Raw genomic sequence first — 5,295 nt, forward strand, 5'->3', positions numbered from 1 at the left:
CAAAACTCACACAATTATCTTGACAGGCTCGATCCCGGGGGCAAGTATTGCGGCGACGACCCAGGCACTGACTGCGAAACCGATCATCACAAAAGCGAGCGCCGCCAGTAGCCGGGTCCCGAAGGTGGCAGTGGTGAACCACCGCTTGAGGCGCGTCACGTTGTCACCCAGATCGATCCGGCTCACTGACCATCTCCGGTGCGGTAGCCGACACCGCGGACGGTGCGGATGTACGCGCCCCGGGACGCAGTGTCTCCGAGCTTGCGTCTGAGGTGCCCGATGTGGACATCAACAAGGTGCGTGTCGCCGACCCAGTCAGGCCCCCAGATGGCACTGATCAACTGCGTCCGGGACAGCACCAAGCCGGGGTCTCGCGTCAGTGCCGCCAAGAGGTCGAACTCGGTCCTGGTCAACTGAACCGGGGTGGTGTCGACGGTGACCTCGCGGCCTTCGACGTCGATCGCCAGTGCCCCAATCCTTCGCAGCTCTCTGTGATCGGAGGCCGCAGACGGGGAGCGTAAGGCTGTAGACGATCGAGGACGGCGCAGCATGACCTGGATGCGGGCCATGAGCTCTCGTGGGCTGAACGGTTTGGTCATGTAGTCGTCGGCTCCCACGGACAGTCCGATGAGGGTATCGACCTCCTCGGTGCGGGCGGTGAGCATGACGACATACGCATCGGAAAAGGTGCGCAACTGGCGGCACACTTCGACGCCGTCCAGCCGCGGAAGGCCGAGGTCTAGCACGACGACGTCGGGATCAATCTGCCGGATCAGGTCGACTGCATCCTGCCCGTCGTGAACGATCGTGATGTCGAAGCCCTCGCGGGTCAGATAGGTACCGATGAGATCGGCGAGCTCACGCTCATCTTCGATGACCATCGCCCGCAGCCCTGTGGTCGCGCGCGTGGTCGGTGACTCACCTTCAGGTCCGGCGTCTCGAGAATCGGATGTGAACATAAGGCCTCAATCATCGTCGTAGGTCTGCCACTGGCGCCTATCGCATGCTTGATCTTGATCAGACCTTCATCAAACCCCAACCGAATCAATGGGGTCGGCGAAGGACAATCTCCAGATGTGACTATGCGTGCTACAGCGGTGCTGATGATGCTATGAAGCCGGTGACGCCCCACCGAAGCTGCCCCTCGTTCCGGTTCGTCGCACCGGGAACGGCAGAGGGGACTCATATCAGTGCCTAGGATGGCTCCGGTCACCGCGTTCCTGCGGAACTCATGGCGCACTCTCACCGCGATGCGCACGGCATTGATTCTGCTATTTCTGCTGGCGGTGGCGGCGATACCGGGGGCGCTCCTGCCGCAGCGCAGCCTCAACCAGGGAAACGTCAATCAGTACATCGCGGACAACGGCTGGCTGGGGGAGTTCTTCGACAAGCTCCAGTTGTTCGACGTGTTCTCCAGCTGGTGGTTCACAGCCGTGTATGTGTTGCTGTTTATATCGCTGGTGGGCTGCCTGACGCCGCGGTCGATTGATCTGGTCAAACAACTCAAGGCCCCGCCGCCGCTTGCCCCGCGTAACCTTGCGCGCCTGCCGCATCATGCGGCGTACCGGACCACGGCCACGCCGGAGCAGGCTGCGGACCAGGTCCAAAAGAGCCTCAAGGGCTGGCGGGTCCGTCGCAACAACGGGGACGGTCGCGTGTCGGGCAGCATCGAGTTGTCCGCGGAGCGCGGGTATGCGCGCGAGGTGGGCAACATCGTATTCCACTTCGGCTTGCTGTTCCTGCTGATCGCGTTCGCGGCCGGCAAGTTCGTGTACGCGGAGGGCATGCGGGTGATCATCGCCAACGAGGAATCGCCGGCCTTCTGCAACACCACGCCTAGTGCGTACGACTCGTTCCGGGCAGGTCTGCTGGTAGACGGCACTGACTTGGCGCCGTTCTGTATCAAGGTCGAAGATTTCCGTACCGACTATCTACCCAATGGCCAGGCGGAGATGTTCACCTCCAACATTCGCTTCAGTGAGGAGGTCACCACCACCGATCCAGACACATGGGATCCCTACACGTTGCAGGTCAACCACCCGCTGCGCATCGGCGGTACTCGTGTTTACCTCCAAGGTCACGGCTTCGCGCCCACGTTCACGGTCACGTTCCCCAACGGCGAGACCCGTACAGACACAGTGCAGTGGCAACCGACGGACCTGTTGACTTTTCTCTCCTCCGGCATCATGCGCTTTGATCCGCCAGCCGGCATGTACCCGGACATCGACGATCGCCTTGAGCAGCAGATCGCCATCCAGGGGCTGTTCGCCCCGACCGCCTCGTTCGACGGCAACATACTCAGCTCCCGTTTCCCGCGGATGGACGACCCGGCGGTGGCGATCGACGTCTACCAGGGCAACGCCGGCCTGGACAATGGCGGCGCACAGTCGATCTTCTCGCTGGACCCCGACCTTATGGAGTCGGGCGCGTTGGAGCGTAGGGCCCGCGTCAACCTCATGCCCGGCGAATCCACGACCCTGCCCGATGGCACCGAGGTTCGCTTCGACGGAGCCGACGAGTTCATCAACATCCAGGTCTCGGAGGACCCTACTCAGATCTGGGTGGGCGTGTTCGCTGCCGTCATGGTGGGTGGACTCGTCCTGTCGTTGATGGTCCGTCGCCGAAGGATCTGGGCACGGGTCATTGTCGACGGGGCCCAGGCGACCCGCGTCGACCTGGGTGGCCTCGCTAAGACGGACAGATCGGGCTGGGGCCGGGAATTCGACGACCTCCGGGACCGGCTGGCCACCATTGCTACTGCTACACCCGTCTTGCCCGAACCTAGCGACACTGCATCTAGTCGAGGCGCCGACCCCGACGCTTCGTGGAAGGACAACATCCGGTGAACACTGTAATTCTCGCGCAGGGACTGCCTGTCAACGAGACGCTCTCCACCTACAGCGACCTGGCATATAGGTCCGCGTTCGGTCTATACGTGCTGGCACTTGTCGCATCGTTGATCTACTACGCCGGATTCCGGGTAGCCAAGGTGACTAAATCAAGCCGGAACCTAGTGGGCGCCGGTGGGCCCGGGCTCACAGAATCAACCTCTCTCACCGACACCGGAGACGAGGACCGTGAGTCCGCAGGCAGTGTCCGCTGGGCACGGATCGCACAGCTATTCATCATCATCGCCTTCCTCTTCCAAGCGGCTGCGCTGATCCTGCGCGGGGTGGCCACGGACCGGTTCCCGTGGGGCAACATGTACGAGTTCATTTTGGCGACCACGCTGCTGGGCGTGGGCGCCGGGCTGATTTTCCTGCGCAAGCCGGCCCTGCAGGTGGCCTGGCCATTCGTACTGGTACCGGTTCTGATCCTGCTGTTTTTCGGCGGCACCAACCTGTATTCCGAAGCCGCTCCCGTCGTGCCGGCACTGCAGTCGTACTGGCTGCCCATCCACGTCTCGATCATCTCGCTGGGATCGGCCATCCTGCTGATATCCGGTGTCGCCTCGATCATGTACCTGATCCGGGTGTGGCAACCGCAGGGTCAGGAAAAGGGCTGGAGCTCCGGGCTTTCCCGCCCACTACCGCATGCCGACACTCTCGACCGACTGGCCTATCGCACCGCTGTGATCGCATTCCCGATCTACAGCGTGGGCATCCTGCTGGGCGCTGTCTGGGCCGAGGGCGCGTGGGGTCGCTTCTGGGGCTGGGACCCCAAAGAGACTGCCTCCTTCGTCTCTTGGGTCCTTTACGCCGGCTATCTGCACGCCCGCGCCACCAGTGGCTGGGGCCCCAAGAAGGCCGCTTGGATCAACCTCGCCGGGTTCGCGGTGCTCATCTTCAATCTGTTCTTTATCAACATCGTGGTCTCCGGTCTGCACTCCTATGCTGGCCTGAACTGAACGGTTGAGGAGCACTTCGCAGCCTCGATATCTGCTTTAGAAAGCGCAGCATCCAACTCCGCGAAATGAAAGAAACGGGGCCGGCTATCGCCCCGGTCCGACTCGGGCAGGAGACGCTTTTTGGCACCGTGCGAGGCGAGCCGGGTAACCACACTGGGCTAGGTGGAACCGTTCGCGGCACCTCGGGGAAGCCGGCGGCTCCCTGAGTCCGACTACGAAGAGATCGGCAGAACGAAACTGTGAGCTCCCGCAATGCATCCGAACTGACCGGCCGCCGTGTCCGCCCGGCAACCTGGGCGATCCTGGCGTGGATGATCATCATGATCGCCGCCATCCTGGGGGCGTGGAAGGGGTCGGAAGCCCGGTTCGGTGTGCTGTCGGAGATCACCGTGGCCACCGACCGCAGCACCGTCAAGGCTCTGCCCTTCACCGCGACCGACCTGGACGGCAACTCCTTCACCAACCCGGTGCCCGAGTTCGTGGTGCGCGGCGAGCACACACTGACCGTCCGCTTGTCCACCGAGCTGCGCGAGTCGACGATGAACGTCTACGAGGTGCGTCAGGGCGGCACCAACGAGTACATCGTCGAGGCTGGCGGTGCCGGCGAGCTACTCATTCCGGTGAGCACCCCGGAACATGGCCCCATCGAGGGCCTAGCCATCCGGTCGGTACCGATCTTCTATGACAAGGCCGGTGAGCCGTCGATCCTCAACGGCGAATGGTCCGTGTCCTTCGTCTACGAGGACTGAGCGCCCCCGCGGCGGCAGCGGTATCGGCTTGACCACACTCTCGCACTTGTCGAAGCCCACGGCGGGAACATTCGAGCGCACAGTGACGGGCCCGGCCGGGGTGCAAGTTTCACTGTCGAGTTTCCGAGCTCTGGCCGCTTTCCCATTAACCGAACTGGCATTTCCGGCGCGCAAGTGGCCGGGCCCGGTTTGATCTGACCGAAGAAGGGAGTCAGCTTATGTGTCGACCGACGTGGCGCTACCGCCTGCTCTACCGTGCGCGGACGGCGCCTTGCCCACGGCCGGGACCGGTGACGGAGGACGATCTCGTGCTGCGGTGTGCCACGATCGCTGATCTCGGCGCGACCGCGCAGTTGCACGTTGAACAGCTACCGGCCGGTTTCTTCCCCGGACTGGGGCCACGATTCATGCGTCGCTGGCACCGGACCTACCTTGATTCCCCGCACGGCGTGGCATTGGTCGCGGTCTGTCGGTGCGACGCCCGCGGGCACGTGTGCGGCTTCTTGTTCGGTTCGATCGACGAAGCGGCACATATGCGGGCGGTGCTGGCCGACCGCCGCTGTCTGCTGGTCCTGGCAGCGGTCGCCGCCGTGTCACTGCTGCGCCACCCGTCACTGGCGGTGCGGTTCGTGCGCACCCGAGCCAGGCCGTGGACGCGTCGCCTGCTTGGTGTCAAGCCCCGGGTTTTGTAGAGGGTGG

The 5,295-nt window shown here is 63.4% G+C and carries 6 protein-coding genes; 4 read left to right on the forward strand and 2 right to left on the reverse strand.

Annotated elements, in window-relative coordinates:
- Positions 1-6: 6 nt before the first annotated feature.
- Positions 7-186 (reverse strand): hypothetical protein, encoded by a 180-nt coding sequence (locus CEY15_RS17330; RefSeq protein WP_281254081.1) that lies wholly within the window; start codon positions 184-186, stop codon positions 7-9.
- Complete coding sequence (locus CEY15_RS17335) at positions 183-881, reverse strand: response regulator transcription factor (RefSeq protein WP_095719455.1); 699 nt, start codon at positions 879-881, stop codon at positions 183-185. Before CEY15_RS17335 ends, CEY15_RS17330 begins: the two co-directional genes overlap by 4 nt.
- Before the next feature lie 318 nt (positions 882-1,199).
- Between CEY15_RS17335 and resB the strand changes: the two genes are divergently transcribed.
- From resB to CEY15_RS18915, 4 genes are all read left to right on the forward strand, one after another.
- Positions 1,200-2,846, forward strand: coding sequence for a cytochrome c biogenesis protein ResB (gene resB / locus CEY15_RS17340; RefSeq protein WP_095719456.1), 1,647 nt, complete (start codon positions 1,200-1,202; stop codon positions 2,844-2,846).
- On the forward strand, positions 2,843-3,847 hold the full coding sequence (gene ccsB, locus CEY15_RS17345; RefSeq protein WP_095719457.1) for a c-type cytochrome biogenesis protein CcsB: 1,005 nt from the start codon (positions 2,843-2,845) through the stop codon (positions 3,845-3,847). Before resB ends, ccsB begins: the two co-directional genes overlap by 4 nt.
- A 239-nt stretch (positions 3,848-4,086) precedes the next feature.
- Positions 4,087-4,596 (forward strand): DUF2771 family protein, encoded by a 510-nt coding sequence (locus tag CEY15_RS17350; protein ID WP_095719458.1) that lies wholly within the window; start codon positions 4,087-4,089, stop codon positions 4,594-4,596.
- 290 nt (positions 4,597-4,886) lie between these two features.
- Positions 4,887-5,288 carry a hypothetical protein gene (locus CEY15_RS18915; protein ID WP_095719459.1) on the forward strand — a complete coding sequence of 134 codons (402 nt, stop codon included), beginning with the start codon at positions 4,887-4,889 and terminating at the stop codon, positions 5,286-5,288.
- Positions 5,289-5,295: the final 7 nt, after the last annotated feature.

This window comes from Dietzia natronolimnaea (genome assembly GCF_002289575.1).
Lineage (GTDB): Bacteria > Actinomycetota > Actinomycetes > Mycobacteriales > Mycobacteriaceae > Dietzia > Dietzia natronolimnaea_A.